12 protein-coding genes are annotated in these 17,332 nt (G+C 74.3%); 9 read left to right on the top strand and 3 right to left on the bottom strand.

The features are described from left to right. Positions 1–128: 128 nt before the first annotated feature. Entirely contained in the window at positions 129–2,312 is a 2,184-nt protein-coding gene (locus IG74_RS0139110; protein ID WP_199818955.1) for an MMPL family transporter, read from the bottom strand. A 292-nt stretch (positions 2,313–2,604) separates the two neighbouring features. On the opposite strand from IG74_RS0139110, the gene IG74_RS0139105 reads away from it, so the two are divergent. The 3 genes from IG74_RS0139105 to IG74_RS0139095 all read left to right on the top strand — a co-directional run bounded on the left by IG74_RS0139105 (position 2,605) and on the right by IG74_RS0139095 (position 6,064). Further along, entirely contained in the window at positions 2,605–3,882 is a 1,278-nt protein-coding gene (locus IG74_RS0139105; protein ID WP_030687303.1) for a sensor histidine kinase, read from the top strand. Next, positions 3,867–4,517 (top strand): LuxR C-terminal-related transcriptional regulator, encoded by a 651-nt coding sequence (locus IG74_RS0139100; RefSeq protein WP_030687301.1) that lies wholly within the window; start codon positions 3,867–3,869, stop codon positions 4,515–4,517. The genes IG74_RS0139105 and IG74_RS0139100 overlap by 16 nt, the downstream gene beginning before the upstream one ends. A gap of 86 nt (positions 4,518–4,603) precedes the next feature. After that, complete coding sequence (locus tag IG74_RS0139095; RefSeq protein ID WP_030687299.1) at positions 4,604–6,064, top strand: DUF1996 domain-containing protein; 1,461 nt, start codon at positions 4,604–4,606, stop codon at positions 6,062–6,064. An 87-nt stretch (positions 6,065–6,151) separates the two neighbouring features. Here IG74_RS0139095 and IG74_RS0139090 read toward each other — a convergent pair whose 3' ends face one another. Next, entirely contained in the window at positions 6,152–6,577 is a 426-nt protein-coding gene (locus tag IG74_RS0139090) for a hypothetical protein (RefSeq protein ID WP_030687297.1), read from the bottom strand. A 112-nt stretch (positions 6,578–6,689) separates the two neighbouring features. On the opposite strand from IG74_RS0139090, the gene IG74_RS0139085 reads away from it, so the two are divergent. From IG74_RS0139085 to IG74_RS0139060, 6 genes are all read left to right on the top strand, one after another. Then, positions 6,690–9,818 carry an alpha-N-acetylglucosaminidase gene (locus IG74_RS0139085; RefSeq protein ID WP_030687294.1) on the top strand — a complete coding sequence of 1,043 codons (3,129 nt, stop codon included), beginning with the start codon at positions 6,690–6,692 and terminating at the stop codon, positions 9,816–9,818. Between the two features lie 169 nt (positions 9,819–9,987). Continuing rightward, the gene (locus IG74_RS0139080; protein WP_030687292.1) at positions 9,988–10,512 is read left to right on the top strand and encodes a tetratricopeptide repeat protein; all 525 of its coding nucleotides are present in this window, start codon (positions 9,988–9,990) and stop codon (positions 10,510–10,512) included. Positions 10,513–10,523: 11 nt separating this feature from the next. Beyond that, the gene (locus tag IG74_RS0139075) at positions 10,524–12,476 is read left to right on the top strand and encodes a hypothetical protein (RefSeq protein WP_234334596.1); all 1,953 of its coding nucleotides are present in this window, start codon (positions 10,524–10,526) and stop codon (positions 12,474–12,476) included. 97 nt (positions 12,477–12,573) lie between these two features. Then, positions 12,574–13,494 carry a metal-dependent hydrolase gene (locus IG74_RS0139070; protein ID WP_030687286.1) on the top strand — a complete coding sequence of 307 codons (921 nt, stop codon included), beginning with the start codon at positions 12,574–12,576 and terminating at the stop codon, positions 13,492–13,494. A gap of 2 nt (positions 13,495–13,496) precedes the next feature. Continuing rightward, positions 13,497–14,582 (top strand): PDR/VanB family oxidoreductase, encoded by a 1,086-nt coding sequence (locus IG74_RS0139065; RefSeq protein WP_030687284.1) that lies wholly within the window; start codon positions 13,497–13,499, stop codon positions 14,580–14,582. Positions 14,583–14,656: 74 nt separating this feature from the next. Further along, positions 14,657–15,364 carry a TetR/AcrR family transcriptional regulator gene (locus IG74_RS0139060; RefSeq protein ID WP_037826820.1) on the top strand — a complete coding sequence of 236 codons (708 nt, stop codon included), beginning with the start codon at positions 14,657–14,659 and terminating at the stop codon, positions 15,362–15,364. 21 nt (positions 15,365–15,385) lie between these two features. Here the strand turns inward: IG74_RS0139060 and IG74_RS0139055 are convergent, their stop codons facing one another. Then, on the bottom strand, positions 15,386–17,110 hold the full coding sequence (locus IG74_RS0139055; protein ID WP_030687279.1) for a fused response regulator/phosphatase: 1,725 nt from the start codon (positions 17,108–17,110) through the stop codon (positions 15,386–15,388). Positions 17,111–17,332 lie beyond the last annotated feature (222 nt).

Genomic DNA, 17,332 nt, shown 5'->3' with positions numbered 1-17,332 from the left:
CCACCCGCAGCGCCACGCGCCAGGGCCCGACCCCGCAAGGCCGGGGAGATTCGGGTGGGCGGGTGGGAGGGGCCCACCCGGGGGCCGGGGTGGAGGTGGGTGCCTCCCGCCCCGGCCCGAGGGGGGCGCTAGGCCGGGACCCGGGCGCGGGCCGGGGCCTCCGTCGGGGCCTCGCCGTGGGAGACCTGGGGCAGCCACCCCAGCCCCCGAGGCGTACGCCAGTTCCGCTCACCGAGCAGCGTCATGAGGGACGGCAGCAGGATCATGCGGACCACCGTGGCGTCGAGGAGGACCGCGACCCCGAGGCCGACGCCCATCTGCTGCATGTCCTGCATGGACAGCATGCCGAACACCGCGAACACGGCCACCATGATCACCGCGGCCCCGGTCACCGCACCCGCGGTCCGCGAGATGCCCTCACGGATCGCGGCCCGGTTGTCGAGCCCCTGGTCGCGCGCCTCACGGATCCGGGAGACCACGAACACGTGGTAGTCCATCGACAGGCCGAAGAGGACGACGAGGACGAACAGCGGCATCCAGCTCTCGATGGCGCCGACCTTCTCGGAGCCGATGAGGGACGCGCCCCAGCCGTGCTGGAAGACGGCCGTCATGACGCCGTACGCGGCGCCGACGGAGAGCAGGTTCAGGGCGATCGAGGTCACCGCGATGACCACCGAGCGGAAGCTGAGGAGCATCAGCAGGAAGGTGACGGCGGCGATGAAGAGGAAGACCGGCACGATGCCCTTGCCGAGCTGGTCGGTGAAGTCCTGCGACCCGGCGAGCTCCCCGCCGACGTAGGCCTCCAGGCCGTCGGCGCGGGTGTCGGCGCGGAAGTCCCGTACGTCCGACTTGAGGTCGTCCAGGGCCTTCTTGGCGGCGGCGTCGCTGCCGGTGCCGGGCAGCGGCACCTCGATCTCGGCCACGTTCGCGGCCTCGTGCAGCGTCAGCTCGGCGCCCTTGCCCGCCCGCGCGGTGAGCGAGCGGAGGCCGTCCCGGACCGGCGCGGCCCCGATGTCGTCGGCGTGCACGACGACGCGGGCGGGCGCGGGGCCGCCGGGGAACTCGTCGGTGATCTCCTCGTACGCGACGGAGAGGCGCGCGTCCGAGCCGAACTGCTTCTCCAGGCCGAGCTGTTCGGTCTTCATGCCGAGCGCGGGCGCGGCCAGGGCGAGCAGCAGCCCCGCGGAGGCGACGGCGAAGAACTTGGGCTTGGCGAGCACCGGCTTCACCAGGGTTCCGGCGAGGGTGCCGCTGGCGTGGGCGCCCTTCTTGGAGCGGCGGTTGAGGAACGGGATGCGGCCGGCGTCGATGCGGTCGCCGAGCCAGGCGAGCAGCGCGGGCAGGACGGTCACGGAGCCGAGCATCGCCACGCACACCACCAGGATCGTGGCAACGGCGAAGCCCTTGAAGAGGAGCAGGCCGGACAGGAACATGCCCGCCATGGCCACCATCACGGTGAGGCCGGAGACCAGGACGGCGCGGCCGCTGGTGGCGGCGGCGATCCGCAGGGCGGTCTCGGCGTCGTGGCCCGCGGCCCGCTCGTCGCGCTCGCGCCGCAGGTAGAACAGGCAGTAGTCGACGCCGACGGCGAGGCCCATCAGGAACATCACGGAGTACGTCGTCTCGGCCATGTTCACCGCGTGGCTGGCGAGGCCGAGCAGGCCGAAGGCGGCGACGCAGGCGGTCAGCGCGAGTCCGACCGGGAGCAGCGCGGCGACGACCGCGCCGAAGGCGACCAGGAGGATGGCGAGCGCCAGCGGCACGGCCATGAACTCGGCCTTCTTCAGGTCGTCGGCGAGCAGGTCCTTGAGGAACTTCTCGGAGCTGGCGTCGCCGAACTGGTGGACGGCGATCCCGTGTGCCTTCCCCGCGTCCCTGGCCTCGTCGACGGCCGCGAGCACCGGGTCGACGCGGTCGGCGGCCTTGTCGGACTCGCCCTTGACCTGGAAGCGGAGCAGCGCGTCCTTGCCGTCCTCGGAGGGCAGCGGCGACTGCATCTCCGTCGTCTCGCCGGTCTTCTCGATCGCCGCGGCGAGGTCGGCGGCCGCCTCCCGCCAGCCGTCGGCGGTGCGCGCGCTGACCATGACGAGTTCGGAGGCCGGCTCGTCGATGTCGGCGTCCTTGAGGATCTTCGCGGCCCGCGCCGAGTCGCCGGTGCCCATCTCGTCGTCGTCCGCGGTGACGGTGCCGGTGGCGCCGCCGACGACGGTGGCGAGGACCACGAACAGCAGCCAGCCGAGGATCGCCTTCTTGCGGTGGTGCGCGCTCCACACCCCGAGTCGTGCCGCGAGGTTCAGCCTCTTGGCGCTCATGACCTTCGCCCCCATTGGTAAGCGTGAGTTAAGCGAGTTGACGTGGATCACGCTAGGAATCGGCGGCGCGCGGCCCCAGCCGCCGAGCACCCCTCTCGGTGAAGCACAGGGCGAGGCCGGGGGGTGTCGTCAGGTACACCCCCGTTCTGGGGGCGGGACGGAATGACCCGGACCGCCCCGACCAGCGAAACTGTCCTTGTGCCCGGCGGTTCCGAGCACGAGTGGACACAGCCGGTCACGGGCGGAGACGTCCGGGCACGGCCGGGCACGGCCAGCTGAGGAGAGGGACACCATGAAGACGTCGAGGGTGCGCGAGAGCCTGCTCGCGGGAGCACGCGGCCTGTATCTGACGGTCATCTCGCTGGCCGGGTCGATCACGCTCTTCGTGCTCTCGGTCGTGTCGATCGCGCTCATCCCGCTCGGGATCGGCGTGTTCACGACCCCGGTGGTCCTGACCGCCGTACGCAAGTACGCGACGCTGCACCGGCTGCACGCCGGGGAGTGGGCGGACGTGCGCATTCCGGTCCCGTACCGGCAGGAGCCCGCGCGGTCGGCGCGCGGCGTGGCCGGGCAGGTGGAGCGCTGCACCCGGATGCTCAAGGACCCGGCGACCTGGCGGGACCTGGAGTGGCTCCTGGTGAACATGACCTTCGGCGTGGTCCTCGCGGTCCTCCCGCCCGCCCTGATCCTGTACCTGGCCTACGGCTGGGTCCTCGCCTGCGGCGTCTGGAAGCCGATCTACGACGCGGGCGGCGGCGAGTGGTTCGCTTTCATCCACGTCACCTCGCAGGCCACCGCGTTCGCCGCCGCCGCGCTCGGCACCGCCTTCTTCGTCCTCGGCCTGTTCGTGAACCGGCCGCTGCTCCGCGCGCACTTCCAGCTGTCGCGCACCCTGCTCGCCCCGACGGCCACCATGCGGGAGCGGGAGCTGGCGCTGCGCGTCGACCGCCTGGAGGAGACCCGGCACGACGCCGTCGACAGCTCCGCGGCCGAGCTGCGCCGCATCGAGCGCGATCTGCACGACGGCGCGCAGGCCCGCCTCGTCGCCATGGGCATGGACCTCGGCACCATCGAGGCGATCGTGGAGCGGGACCCGGCCAAGGCCAAGGAGATGATCGCCAGGGCGCGGCAGAACTCCGGCGAGGCGCTCACCGAGCTGCGCGACCTGGTGCGCGGCATCCACCCGCCGGTCCTGGCCGAGCGCGGCCTCGGCGACGCGGTGCGGGCGCTCGCGCTGCGCCTGCCGGTGGCGACGGACGTGGACGTGGACCTGCCGGGCCGGGCGGAGGCCCCGGTGGAGTCGGCGGCGTACTTCGCGGTGAGCGAGGTCCTGACGAACGCGGTCAAGTACGCGCAGGCGGACCGGATCTGGGTGGACGTCCACCACGCGGACGGCATGCTCCGCGTCGCGGTCACCGACAACGGCAAGGGCGGGGCGAGCATCGGCTCGGGGTCCGGCCTGAGCGGGCTCGAACGGCGGCTCGGTACATTCGACGGCATACTCGCCGTCAGCAGTCCCGTTGGCGGCCCGACCATGGTGACCATGGAGATCCCTTGCGAGTTGTCCTAGCCGAAGATCTCTTCCTGCTGCGCGACGGCCTGGTGCGGATGCTGGAGGCGTTCGACTTCGAGATCGCGGCTGCCGTGGAGACCGGCCCCGAACTGACCAAGGCCCTCGCCGAGCTCCAGCCGGACGTCGCCGTCGTCGACGTCCGGCTGCCGCCGTCGCACACCGACGAAGGGCTCCAGTGCGCCCTCGCCGCGCGCCGCGCGCGCCCGGGCCTGCCGGTGCTCGTCCTCTCCCAGCACGTGGAGCAGCTGTACGCGCGCGAGCTGCTCGCCGACGGCACCGGCGGCGTCGGATACCTCCTGAAGGACCGGGTGTTCGACGCCGAGCAGTTCATCGACGCGGTGCGCCGGGTCGCGGCGGGCGGCACCGCGATGGACCCCACGGTCATCCAGCAGCTCCTGTCGCGGCGGTCCGCGAACGAGCCGCTCGGCGCGCTGACCCCGCGCGAGCGGGAAGTCCTCGAACTGATGGCGCAGGGCAGGTCCAACGCCGCGATCGCCGCGCAGCTCGTGGTGACGGAGCGGGCCATCGCCAAACACACCTCCAACATCTTCGCGAAACTCGATCTCCCGGTCTCCGACGACGACAACCGCCGCGTCCTCGCCGTTCTCGCCTTTCTCGACCAGGGCCGCTGATCAACTGCCCTTTCCCGCACGGGATTTCCCCGGGGAAATCCGGAACGGCTTTGAACGCCGCGGCCCCGTGATGCGTACGTAGCCCCATGGGACGCACCACACGACGCACGTCACGAAAACGACCGAAGCTGGCCCGGCGGGCGATCGCCGCGTCGGCCGCGTTGATCCTGGGCGGCGGCGGACTCGTCGCGGTGAATGTGTACGCGAACGCCGAGGAGAGTCCGCCGCCCCAGGCCCGGGACGGCGGACTCACGGCCACCACCATCAGCTGCCCCGACGTGGGCAACCAGCTGCCGGAGGTCCCCGACGACGCGCGCGCCGACGTCGACCGCGAACTCGCCGCCCTGGACAGCCAGATCACCGAGGCGTACACGCGGTTCGCCGAGGCCGGGAACCCCGAGGACCAGGAAGCCGTCCTCGACCCGCTCCAGGAGCAGCGGCGGCCGACGATCGACGCCATCCGGACCGCGATCGACCGGAGCGGCCGGGCGCCCGAGAACCTCGACAGCATGGTGGCGTGCACCATGCGCGCCGACGACGACGGGCCGCCACCGGGCGACACGGGTCAAGGCCAGGGCCAGGAACCCGGCCAGGACGAGGAGCCGGGCCAGGGCCAGGAACCGGGCGAGGACCAGGGCCAGGGCCAGGGCCAGGCGGGCAACGGCCCCGAGGCCGGGGACTTCGTCGACATCACCTCCGTACGGCCCAACGTCCAAAAGCCCCGCAACCAGCGCGGCGCCTCACGCGGCACCTTCACCACGCGCTGCGGCACGAACAAGAACGGGAAGTTCAACCCGGACAACGTCATCGTGGCGCCCGGCGTGAGCAACGGCGCGCACCACATGCACGACTACGTCGGAAACCAGGAGACCGACGCCTTCTCCAGCGACCAGGAACTCGCGAAGGGCCGCACCAGCTGCCGCAATCAGGGCGACAAGTCGACCTATTACTGGCCCGTACTCCGGCTGCAGAACGGAAACGACGAGGACGACGCGGGCGCGGACGGCGGCGGCCGGGACAAGAACGTCGGCGAGATCCAGACGCCGGACCAGGTCACGCTGACATTCGCCGGAAGTCCCGTGGGCAAGGTCACCGCGATGCCGCGGTTCCTGCGCATCATCACCGGCGACGCCAAGGCGTTCACCAATGGTGACGCGAATGCCAACGCCTCTTGGAGCTGCACCGGATTCGAGAACCGGCAGCTGAAGGACAAATACCCGATCTGCCCCGAGGGCAGCAAAGTGGTCCGCACCTTCAATTTCCAGAGCTGCTGGGACGGCCGGAACACCGACAGCGCCAACCACCGCACGCACGTCGCGTTCGCCGACCCGCGCAGCGGCCGCTGCCCCCGGGGCTTCCGCGCGGTTCCGCAGCTGGTGCAGCGCATCGTGTACGACGTGCCGCCGGGCCCCGGCTTCGCCGTGGACTCCTTCCCCGAGCAGCTCCACAAGCCCGTCACCGACCACGGTGACTTCATCAACGTGTTCGACCAGCGGCTGATGCGACGTGTCGCCACGTGCCTGAACGAGGGCCGTCGCTGTTCTTGACGCTGCGGGCCGTCGACGGCTGATCGCGCCCGCGGGGCGGAGCCGCATATCGGCTCCGCCCCGCGCCCCTTCGGGCGCTCCGCGCGGTCAGCCCGTCGATGTGTGGTGCGAGGACTCCTCCACCGTCCCGCCGAGGTGGCCGCGCAGCGCCCTGAGCACGCCGGGCTCGCCCACCGCCACCCACTTGCGGCCCACGAGGTAGCTGCCGCCGTAGTCCTTGGCCTGGTTGAGCCACTCGCGCTCGCCGCGGTCGGTGGCGAAGGTCGCGAGCACGAAGCGGCCTGCCCCGTTCTGGCAGTTCGCCTGGCGCAGCTCCGCCGCGTCCGTCTGGATGTCCGGCGCGCACTCGGCCTTCGCCGCGAGCTGCTCCAGGGTGCCGGTGGCCGCGGGCCGCGCCCGCTCCGCCCCGGAGCCGCCGCCGTCACCGCCGCCGTCGCCCGCGAGCCCGGCCGCGAGCACCAGGCCGATCGTGGTGGCCGAAACGGCCCCGGCCGCCCACACCATGCTCCTCATCCGTCGCTCCCGTCTCATCAGGTGATGTGAACGCGCCGTGTCCGTGCGTTCCGTCGCGCCCCGCAGGCCGCCCGGATACCGTGCGCCGCAGCCATCGACGCAGGGGGTACACATGTACGAACCATCGCGACGCTCGGTCCTCGGCACCGCGGGCGCCCTCGGCCTCACCGGCCTGGGCACCGCCTTCGGCACCGCCCTCCCGGCCCGCGCGGCCGACGGGCCCGCGAAGGGCCCCGCCTTCGATACGGACGCGGCGCGCGCCGTGCTCAATCGTCGACTCCCGCACCACGCGGACCAGTTCCGCCTCAGACTCGTCCCGGCGCGAAGCGGCAGGGACCGCTTCCGCGTGACCGGGGCCACGGGGCGCGTCGAGGTGTCCGGCACCACTCCCGCCGTACTGCTCGCCGGAGTCCACTGGTACCTGAAGTACGTGTGCGGCGCGCACCTCGCCTGGAACGGCGGCCAGCTGAACCTGCCGCGCCGGCTGCCCGCGCCCGCGCGCCCGCTCACCCGGTCCACCGCGCTCCCCCACCGGTTCGCGCTCAACGACACCAACGACGGCTACACCGCCCCGTACGCCGACTGGCCGTACTGGGAGCGCATGATCGACCTCCTCGCCCTGCACGGCTGCAACGAGGTCTTCGTCATCGCGGGCACCGAGGCCGTCTACCACCGGGTCCTGCGCGACTTCCAGTACACCGACGCCGAGTCCCGCGCCTGGCTGCCCGCGCCCTCGCACCAGCCCTGGTGGCTCCTGCAGAACCTGTCCGGCTACGGCGGCCCCCTCTCGCCCGAACTCATCGCGCGCCGCGCGGAACTCGGGCTTCGGATCGTGGACCGGCTGCGCGAGCTCGGCATGGCGCCGGTCCTGCCCGGCTACTACGGGCACGTCCCCGACGGCTTCGTCGCCCGCAACGGCGGCGACGCCCGCGTCGTCCCGCAGGGCACCTGGCACGGCTTCGCGCGCCCCGACTGGCTCGACCCGCGCACCGACGCGTTCGCGCGGGTCGCCGCGTCCTTCTACCGCCACCAGCGCGACCTGTTCGGCGCGGCCGGGCACTTCAAGATGGACCTGCTGCACGAGGGCGGCACCGCGGGCGACGTACCGGTACCGGACGCCGCGCGCGGCGTGGAGAAGGCCCTGCGCGCCGCGCACCCGGGCGCGACCTGGGTGATCCTGGGCTGGCAGGAGAACCCGCTGCCCGAGCTGCTCGACGCCGTCGACAAGAAGAAGATGCTCATCGTCGACGGCGTCTCCGACCGCTACCGCGGCGTCACCGACCGCGAGAAGGACTGGGGCGGCACGCCCTACTGCTTCGGCACCATCCCGAACTTCGGCGGGCGCACCACCATCGGCGCCCGTGCCCACCTGTGGCAGGAGAAGTTCTTCGCCTGGCGCGACAAGCCCGGCAGCGCGCTCGCCGGCACCGCCTATCTGCCGGAGGCCACCGACCGCGACCCGGCCGCCTTCGAGCTGTTCTCCGAACTGGCCTGGCGCGACGACGAGGTGGACCGCGCCGCGTGGTTCTCCGGCTACGCCGACTTCCGCTACGGCGGGCACGACCGGGCCGCGCGGTCCGCCTGGCGCGCCCTGCACGACACGGCGTACCAGCACACGGCGGTGGAGCGCAGCGATCCGCACGACTCGCTGTTCGCGGCCCGCCCCGACCTCGCCGCGAACCGCGCCGCCGAGTACGCGCCGCGCGCCCTCACCTACGACCCCGCCCGCTTCGACGCGGCGCTCGCGGGCCTGCTCGGCGTCGCGCCGCGCCTGCGCGGCAGCGCCGCGTACAAGTACGACCTGGTGGACGTGGCACGGCAGGCGCTCGCCCACCGCAGCCGACAGCTCCTGCCCCAGCTCAGAACGGCGTACCTGCGCAAGGACCAGGACGCCTTCCGCGCCCTTTCCACGCTGTGGCTGCGGCTGATGCGCCTCGCGGACGACGTGACCGGCGCGCACGAGGCGTTCCTGCTCGGGCCGTGGCTCGACGACGCGCGGCGGCTCGCCACGAACGACACCGAGCGCGCCGAGTTCGAGCGCACCGCGCGGGTCCTCATCACCGTGTGGGGCGACCGCGCCACCTCCGACCCCGGCAATCTGCACGAGTACGGCAACCGCGAGTGGCACGGCCTGCTGCGCGACTTCTACACGCCGCGCTGGCAGCGGTGGCTGGACGAGCTGGCCGACGCGCTCGCGGCGGGCCGCGCGCCCCGGGCGGTCGACTGGTTCGGCACCTTCGAGGAGCCGTGGACGCGCCGCCGCGACGACCACCCGCTGCGGCCGGTCACGGACGCGCACCGCACGGCATCGCTGGTACGGGACACGCTCGCCCGCGCGCCCTACCAGGGCTCCCTGGAGGTCACCGCCGAGCCGCCCGCGTTCCCGCCCGGCGGCAGCGCCCGCGTCGAGGCCCGCTTCCGCAACGTCAACGGGCTGCGCGCCACCGGCCGCGTCGACTTCGCCCTCACCGGCATCGACGCCGAGCCCGCCGGGCCGACGTCGCTGCCCCGCGTGCCCGCCGGGGGCTCCGGCACCGTCGCCTGGCGCGCGCACGCCCCCGGCACGCCCCTCGACGCGCCGCTGAGGCCCCTCCCCTACACGCTCGCCGTGGAGTACGGGCCGCAGGGCGAGCAGCGCGTGCGGGCCGTCCACGAAGGCACCCTCTTCGAGGCCGGGCCGCTCGGCCCCGGCTGGCGGACCCACACCAACAACGCCGCCGTCTTCGGCGAGCTGGACGGGCGCTACGCCATCGACGGGGGCGGGGCGGACCTGTGGCGCGGCACCGCGGAGTTCGGCACGCTCTACCGGCCGGGGGCCCTGCGGGACGGGGTCTCCGTGACCGTGCGCGTCGACTCCCAGGCCGCCACGGGGCCCTGGGCCCGGGCCGGCCTCGTCGCCCGCAACTCCCTGGCCACGCCCGGCTCCCCCGGCTTCCTGAACCTCGCCGTCACGCCCGCCAACGGAGTCGTCCTCTCCTACGACACGAACGGCGACGGGACCCTGGACACCTACCGGCGGATCACCGGGGTGAAGGCGCCGGTGCTGCTGCGGCTCTCCCGGGCGGCGGGCTCCTTCACCGGCGAACTGTCCACGGACGACGGGGCGTCCTGGCGTCCCGTGACCACGGTGCCCGTACCCGGAGCAGCGGCCGCGCAGGACGTGGGCCTCTTCATGACCGCCGCCAACGCCGGTACGGAGACCCGAGGCACCGCCCATTTCAGCGCCTGGCACCTGTCCTGATCCCTCGTTTTTCGGCGCTTCGCGCCTCGTCCTCAAACGCCGGACGGGCTGGATCTTTCAGCCCCTCCGGCGTTTGAGGAGCGGGGGTCTGGGGCGGAGCCCCCAGGATCGGGAAGGGGCGGGCCTGGGGCGCCCCGTGAGGGCCGTACGCGTGTGCGAGAGTGGCGCCATGAACGACGACTGGGAGCGGCGCGTCGCCGCCGCGTGGGGCGAGTTCGACGGGTACGGCGAGGACGGGGCCGAGGAGTTCCGGGAGCGCATCGACAAGCTGGCGGCCGAGCTCCCGCCGGACACCCCCCGCGCCCCCTTCGAACGCGCCTGCGCCCACGACTCCACCGGCCAGTCCGACCGAGCCGTCCCCCTCTACCAGGAGGCCCTCGCCCGCGGCATCACCGGCTACCTCCGCCGCCGTACGGTCATCCAACTCTCCAGCTCCCTGCGGAACACCGGCCGCGTCGACGAGGCCATCGCCCTGATCACCCCCGAACTCGACGCCGAGCACGACGAGTTGGACGACGCGGTGCGCGCGACCCTCGCGCTGTGCCTGGTCGACGTGGGCCGCGCGCACGAGGCCGTGTCGCTCGCCGTCGGCGCCCTCGCCCCGCATCTGCCGCGCTACCAGCGCTCGCTGGCGAACTACGCGCGCCTCCTCGTCGAGGACCGACCCACGGGACCCGGGCCTTCACCAGCGTGAAGTGACCGTCGGTGCGCTCGCTCGTTCTGCTGAACGTGTCGTCATCGCAGTCCACGAAAGCCGCAGCGCCGACCGGAGGGGCCGGGGACACCGGCCCCGGCAGGTCCGTCGTCGACGTCGAGCAGGCCGAAGCCGCCCTCGTCGAGCACTACCCCCGTCTGGTCCGCCTCGCCTACCTGGTCCTGCCGCCCGGCCTCGGCCGCAACCGCCGGGTCCTGACCGCGCACGCGCTCGTCCAGCGGGCGCTGCCCCGCGGCCGCACGCAGACGGCGGTGGTGCCGGACCAGCGCGGCCCCGGCCGGGGCGCCGACCCCGGCTACGCCTACGTACGCCGCCAAGTGCTGCGCGCCGCCCTCGAAGCGGGCCTGCCGCTCCGGCGCCGGGCGTGGCCCAAGCGGTCCCAGCTGCCGCCGCTGCTGCCACAGGTGTGGGGCCTGCGGCTGTTCCCGCGCTCCGGCGGCGCCGACGAACTCGCCCTGGACCAGCGGCTCTCTGCCCTGTCAGGACCGGCACGCGCGGCCTACGTGCTGCGCGGCCTCGAACGGCTCGGGGACGACGAGGTGCGCCGCGCCCTCGACGCCGCCGGGGTCGCCGACGCGGACACCGCGCTCACCGAGGCCGACGGCGTCGAGGCCCTGTACGCGCTCCTGGAGTCGCCCGAGTTCGACCCGTGCTCGCTCCAGGCCAGGCCCACCGACCTGATGCGGCGCAGGCAGCACCTGCGGGCCGCGGCCGTCGCCGCCGCGGCCGCCCTGGTCTGCGGGGCGCTGCTCGGCATGCCGGGCGACGGCTGGGGCCCGGACGGCGCCGCCGCGCCCCCGTACGCGAAGAACCCGGCCGCCGAGGCCGCGCTCGACCCCGCCAAGCTGACGAAGGCCACGCCCACCGCCTGGCAGCGGTCCCCGCGCACCGACTTCACCGTGTGGCCCGCGCGCGGCGAACTCGTCGGCGACACCGCCCTGTTGCGCCGCGCCCTCGCGGTGTGGGCGCGGCCCGGCAAGTCCGTACGGGTGTCGGCGACGCCCGGCACGGCGGCCGGGGCGCCGCCCGGGCCCGCGCAGCTCCTCTTCGCGGGCGAGGTCGACGCCGCGCGCGTGGTCCTCCTCCACGACGGCCTGCGCGTGGTGCGGTACGCCGAGCCCAAGGACGGCACCAGCGGCGCCGCGCTCGACTTCGCACGGGTCGACGGCGCCACCGCCGCCGACTCCGGCGCGGTCGTGCTCGGCCGCTCCGACGGCAACGTCCGCTATCTGACGGCCCCTTGGGTGCGCTCCGCCGCCGTCCTCGACCTGCTCAAGCCGAGCGCCGCCGCCACCCGGCTGCGGCGCGGCGCCGACGGCGTCACCGCGCCCTTCGCGAGCCCGGCGCTCGCGGGCGACTGCCGGTCCTGGAACGCGCTCCAGCTGCGCGAGGCGGACGGCGCCACGCGGCTCTCCACCGACCTCGGCGAGCTCACCCCCGCCCGCCTCACCGCGGGCCGGCCCACCGCGCCCCGCGACGCCCGCGCCGCCGACTGGGAGCGGACCGCGTGCTCCCTCGCCGCCGCGCGGTCGCACGGCGTCCGGTCCGTCAACGCCTGGCAGTACGCCCGCCAGGACCTGCCCGACGGCAGCGGCCGGGCGCGGTGGCTGTGCACCCGCGCGGAGACGTGGCGGGGCGCCGGGAGCCAGGCCCTCGCCCAGGTCGTGACGCCCGGCGCCGCGGCGGGCGCCGTCGCAGCCAAGGCGGAGAACTCGCCCGCCTGCGGCGAGCGGGAGCCGCGCGTGCTCGCGGGCGTGTTGTGGAAGGCCCGTACGGGGAGTTGGTACGTCCTTGCCGCGGGCAGCGAGGACGTGGCATCGGTGCGGGTCTCGGGCCGCGAGCCGGTGACCGGCCACGTGGCCGCACTGCCTGCGAAGCAGGGCGAACGTCTCCAACTGACCGCGCGTCTCGCCGACGACACCGAGCTGACCGTCCTCCACTAGCCGACGGCGCGCACCCCACCCGCCCGCTTCGGGGCGGGTGGGAAAAGCCCCCGCCGAGGGGTGTACCCACGGGGTTACCCGGCCGTACATTGACGCCATGTCTAATACGAAGGCCCGGCTCCCCCAGCCCGTCGCCTCCGAGCACATACCGCTCAAGGCCCGCAACGTCTCCTTCTCCTGGGCGGAGACGCCCCTCCACTGGCTCCCGGGCGACCCCTTCAGCACCCACACGATCAACGTCCTGCACCTCCTGCTGCCCGCGGGAGAGCGCTGGTTCGTGCACGTGTACAAGCAGGTGCTCCCCCTCATCCGCGACGAGCGACTGCGCGCGGACGTCATCGGGTTCATCGGCCAGGAGGCCATGCACTCCCAGGCCCACGACGAGGTCCTGCCGCACCTGCGGGAGCAGGGGCTCGACCCCACCCCGTACACCGCGCAGGTCGACTGGCTCTTCGAGAAGCTGCTCGGCGACCGCACCCTGCCGCCGGGCCGGGCCCGCCGCTGGTGGCTCCTGGAGCGGGTCGCGATCATCGCGGCCATCGAGCACTACACCGCCTTCCTCGGCGACTGGGTCCTGAACGCGCGGGAGCTGGACCGGCGGGGCGCCGACCCCACGATGCTGGACCTGCTGCGCTGGCACGGCGCCGAGGAGGTCGAGCACCGCTCCGTCGCCTTCGACCTGTTCATGCACGTCGACGGCTGCTACCGGCGCCGGGTGCGCACCTGGGCCACCGCGTTCACCGCGCTCGTGTTCCTGTGGCAGCGCGGGGCCCGCTTCTTCATGGAGAACGACCCGACGCTCGGCCCCGGGGCGGCCAGGGCGACCTTCAAGGACTTCCACCGGAGCGGACGCGCGGGCACGCTGCCCACCACCGGGGCCATGGTCCGCTCCATCCCCCGGTATCTGAGCCGCTCCTACCACCCCTCCCAGGAGGGCAGTACCGCACAGGCCGTGGCCTACCTCGCCTCGTCCCCCGCCGCCACCGCCGCCGAGGCCCGCGCGAACGGAGCCGCGTGACCATGCCGCTGCCCCGCACCGCCCGCGCCGCCCTGCTCGTCACCGGCGCCGCCCTGCTCGCCGGGCGGACCAGGCGCGCCCTGCGCCGCCGCATCGACGGCTCGCCGCTGTGGCCGCTGCCCGCCCTTGAGACGCCCGTCTCGGGGCAGCCGCGCTCGCGGGCGCTGCGCCTTCGCGTCGCCCGCCACGAGCCGGTCGCCGACGGCGTCGTCCGACTGCGCCTGGAGGGGCGGGCGTTGCCCGCCTGGGAGCCGGGCGCCCATGTGGACCTCGTCCTGCCGTCGGGCCTCGTACGGCAGTACTCGCTGTGCGGCGACCCCGGCGACCCGTCCGCGTACACGATCGCCACCCGCAGGATCGGCGCGGACGAGGGCGGCAGGGGCGGGTCGCGCGAGGTGCACGACGAGCTGCGCGAGGGCGCGGAGGTCGAGGTGCGCGGGCCGCGCAACCGCTTCCCGCTGGTCGCGGACGCCCCCGCGTACGTGTTCGTCGCGGGCGGCATCGGGATCACCCCGGTGCTGCCCATGATCCGGGCCGTCGAGGCCGCGGGCGCCGACTGGCGGCTGCTGTACTGCGGGCGGAGCCGGGCCTCCCTGCCCTTCCTCGACGAGGTGGAGGAGGCCGGCGGCGAGCGGGTCACCGTCGTCGCCGAGGACGAGGCCGGGCGGCCGGACGTCACCGCGTTCCTCGCCGGTGCCGCGGACCGGGGCGCCGCCGTGTACGTGTGCGGGCCCGAAGGGCTCATGGCCGCCGTCACGGCCGCGCTGCCCGAGGAAAGGCCGCCGCACCTGGAGCGGTTCGCGCCCCGCGCCCCCGCGGGCGGGAGCGGCGCCTTCGAGGTCGAACTGCGCCGCAGCGGCCGCACGGTGGCCGTCGGCGCGGACACCACGGTGCTCGCCGCCGTCCGCGCGGAGCTGCCGAGCACGCCGTACTCCTGCGAGCAGGGCTTCTGCGGCACCTGCCAACAGCGGGTCCTGGAGGGCGAGATCGACCACCGGGACGAGCTCCTCACCGACGGCGAGCGGGGCGACTCGATGCTGATCTGCGTGTCCCGGGCGCGCGGCGAGCGGATCGTCCTCGACCTGTGACCGCGCGCCCCGGCGGCGAACGGGCGGAGCGGGGGCCTCCGTTCATGCCCCGGCCGGATCGGTAGAGTGTTCGCATGACTACGGGGACGCGGCGCAGGATGGGTGTGGAGGAGCGGCGGGAGCAGCTGATCGGGGTCGCGCTCGAACTGTTCAGCCATCGCTCGCCCGAGGACGTCTCCATCGACGAGATAGCCTCGGCCGCGGGCATCTCGCGCCCGCTCGTGTACCACTACTTCCCCGGCAAGCTCAGCCTGTACGAGGCCGCCCTGAAGCGCGCCGCCGACGAGCTGGCCGAGCGGTTCGTGGAGCCGCGCGAGGGGCCGCTCGGCGCCCGCCTGCTGCGGGTGACGGGCCGGTTCTTCGGCTTCGTCGACGAGCACGGGCCGGGCTTCTACGCGCTGATGCGCGGCGGCCCGGCCGTCGGCTCCTCCACGACGAACGCCCTCATCGACTCGGTGCGGCAGGCCGCGTACGACCAGATCGTCGCGCATCTGGGCATCGCCGCGCCGCCCGCGCGCCTGGAGCTCGTGGTGCGCTCCTGGATCTCGCTCGCCGAGTCCACCGCCCTGATCTGGCTGGACGGCCGCCGCATTCCGCGGGCCGAGCTGGAGCTGCAACTCGTGCACGACTTCGCGGCGTTGGCCGCGGTCAGCGCCGCGTACGACCCGGAGATGGCCGAGCTGCTGGGGCAGGTCCTCGCCGAGGAGCCGGCCGACGGCCCGTTCGCGGACCTGCTGTCCCGCCTCGCCGCGCTCGCGCCGCCCGCCGTGCTGCCGTCCTAGCGCCCCGGCCCCGTCGGCGGGTCAGTCCTCGCCGGTGAGGCGCAGCGCCAACAGCGCGATGTCGTCGTCCCGTTCGCGGTCGAAGCACTCGATGAGCGTGTCGCACAGGGCCGTCACGCCGTGCGGGGCGCCCGCTGCGGCGACGCGCAGGTGCTCCATGGACACGGCGAGGTCCGTGCCGCGCGTCTCGATCAGGCCGTCGGTGACCATCAGGAGGCGGTCCGCGGGCGTGAGGCGCACCTCGGCGGGCTCCGGCCGCGGCAGGCCGAGGCCGAGCAGCGGGCCCCGCGCCCTGACGTAGTCGGCCGTACCGGTGTCGTGGACGACGAGGGGCGGGATGTGCCCGGCGTTGGCCACCCGGGCGCGGCCCGTCGCCGGGTCGACGAGCGCCAGGCACAGGGTGGCCGTGATGTCCGGGTAGTAGCGCTGGAGCATGCGGTCGAGGCGCTCGGTGAGCCCGCCGGGGTCCGGGTCCTCCACGCAGTAGGCGCGCAGCGCGTGGCGCAGCTCGACCATCACCGTGGCCGCGTCCAGGGAGTGGCCCGCGACGTCGCCGATGACGGTGAGCACGCCCCGGGGCGTGGAGAGCGCCGCGTAGAAGTCGCCGCCGATCTCCGCCTGCCGCGAGGCCGGTTCGTAGCGGACCTCGACCTCCGCGCCCGGTGTGCGCGGCAGCCGAGCCGGCAGGAAGCTGCGCTGGAGGGTGAGGGCGACGTGGCGTTCCTTCTCGTACATGAACAGCTGCTCCGCGACGCGTGCGGTGGCGTGGGCGAGGCGGGTGAGCTCGGTGGCGTGGTCACGCGCGTGGGCGGGGGCCGCAAGACACACCGGGGCGTGGTCGTCGCGCGTGCGCGCGAGGGCGAGCAGCGCGCCGTCGGGCGGGGCGCCGAGGGGGTCGTCGTAGGCGTGGTCGCCGCCGTGGCCGTTGCCCGCGCGGGTGTCCGGGTACGGCTCCAGGACGTCCGGGGCCGGCTCGAAGGGGCCCGCTCCGAAGAACCCGGAGGGCCAGACGGGGGCGGGGATGACCGTGCTGTGGGCGCCGGTCCTGCCGGACATCAGGCTGCGCATCAGCCGGGCCACGGCGTCGTGCGCGCCCCGGTCGGGAAGGGCCGTGACGGCCCGGCGGCGGGAGAGGCCGCGGTGCATCTCGCCCTCGTCGTCGAGCACGAAGGCCGCGGCGGGCGTGCCGCTGAGCCGGGCCGCCTGGGTGGCGGCGGTGTCCGCGAGCTCGCCGGGGCAGCCCGCGGACTGGATGTCGAGGACGGCCTCGGCGAGCAGCGTGAGGCGGCCCGCCCGGGTCGTGGCCGCGCTGCGGCGCCGGGCGCCGCGGGTGGCGGCGCGCACCACCGCCTGGATCTCCTCCGGCTCGGCGGGCACGGTCAGATAGGCCTCGGCGCCCGCGTCGAGGCCCCGGCAGCGGTCGAGGGAGCCGTGCGCGACGGCGGAGAAGTGCACGACGGGCAGGGCCGCGGTCGTCGGCGACTCCTTCATGCGGCGGCACAGGTCGTAGCCGCTCATGTCGGGCAGGCCGACGTCGACGAGCGCCACGTCGGGCAGTTCGCCCGCGCGCAGCCGGGCGTCGAGCGCGAGGAGGGCCTCGGCCGCGCTCCCGGCGAGCAGCACGCGGTGCCCGGCCCGGCGCAGGACCGCACCGAGGGCGTACCGGCTCGCGGGCACGTCGTCGACGACCAGGACCGTGGTGACACCCGGTCTGGTCGCTTCTTCGTGGCCCCTGACGTTCTCCATGACGCTCAAGTGGACGGCCCCCCGGAGCGATGACGGCGGCGGCCCCACGGCACGCTCGGATCGCCCGTCCACGCTAGCGCTCCCGCACGTTCCTGGGGAGCGCATGGCATCTGTGCGCCCCTTATCGGTGACGCTCGCACGGCCCGCGCCACGCCCGCGCGCTCGTGACCTTCGCCTCCCGCCGGACGTTCACCAAGGCGTCCGGTGCCTCCGGAGCGGAAC

Origin of the sequence: Streptomyces sp. NRRL B-1347 (assembly GCF_000720325.1) — a bacterium.
GTDB lineage: Bacteria > Actinomycetota > Actinomycetes > Streptomycetales > Streptomycetaceae > Streptomyces.
This window is presented reverse-complemented; position numbering and strand designations above follow the sequence as displayed.